The 1,313-nt window shown below is 65.7% G+C and carries 1 protein-coding gene; it reads right to left on the bottom strand.

What is annotated here, in order from left to right:
- Positions 1-1,313 (bottom strand): dihydropteroate synthase (locus ACZ7EC_RS32745; RefSeq protein ID WP_471068847.1); only part of this gene is annotated, 1,313 nt, incomplete at both ends.

Below are 1,313 nucleotides of genomic sequence, written 5' to 3'. Positions count from 1 at the left end.
CCGAGGATGACGGGGTAGGTGCCGGCCAGGTCGCGCTGGTTGAGTTCCTCCAGGTTCTCCTTCATGATCACCGTGGACTTCACCAGCAGCCCGGACATCCCGATCACGTCCGCGCGATGCTCCTCGGCGGCCTCCAGGATCGCGGAGACCGGCTGCTTGATCCCCAGATTGACGACGTTGTAGCCGTTGTTGGACAAAATGATGTCCACCAGGTTCTTGCCGATGTCATGGACGTCACCACGGACCGTCGCCAGCACGATCGTGCCCTTGCCCTGCGCGTCCGACTTCTCCATGTGCGGCTCCAGATGAGCCACCGCGGCCTTCATCACCTCGGCCGACTGCAGCACGAACGGCAACTGCATCTGCCCCGAACCGAACAGCTCCCCGACGACCTTCATCCCGTCCAGCAGCGTCTCGTTGACGATGTCCAGCGCCGGACGCTCCAGAAGCGCCGCATCCAGATCGGCCTCCAGACCATTGCGCTCACCGTCCACGATCCGCCGCTTGAGACGCTCCTGAAGCGGCAGCGCGGCCAGCTCCTGCGCCCTGCCCGCCTTCAGCGACTTCGCCGTCGCACCCTCGAACAACCGCATGAGCTTCTGCAGCGGATCGTAACCCTGCGCACGCCGGTCGTAGATCAGATCCAGAGCCGTCGCGACCTCCTCCTCGCTGAACCGCGCGATGGGCAGGATCTTCGAGGCGTGCACGATCGCCGAGTCCAACCCCGCCTTCACACACTCGTCCAGGAACACACTGTTCAGCAGGATCCGGGCGGCCGGATTCAGACCGAAGGAGATGTTCGACAACCCGAGCGTGGTCTGCACCCGCGGATGACGGCGCTTGAGCTCACGGATCGCCTCGATCGTGGCGATGCCGTCCCCGCGGGACTCCTCCTGACCCGTGCAGATCGTGAACGTCAGCGTGTCGATCAGGATGTCCGACTCCCGGATCCCCCAGTTCCCGGTCAGATCCGCGATCAGACGCTCCGCGATCGCGACCTTGTGCCCGGCCGTGCGGGCCTGACCCTCCTCGTCGATCGTCAACGCGATCAACGCCGCACCATGCTCCCGCGCCAGCGCCGTGACCCTCGCGAACCGCGAGTCGGGACCGTCCCCGTCCTCGTAGTTCACCGAATTGATCACCGCACGGCCACCCAGGCGCTCCAGACCCGCCTCGATGACATCGACCTCGGTGGAATCCAGCACGATCGGCAACGTCGACGCCGTCGCCAGCCGCCCCGCCAGCTCCGCCATGTCCGCCACACCGTCACGGCCCACGTAGTCCACACACAGATCCAGCATGTGCGCGCCCTC

Source organism: Streptomyces sp. NPDC037203 (assembly GCF_055605065.1).
Note: the sequence above shows the minus strand (reverse complement) of the source record. Positions and strands in the feature narration are given on the sequence as shown.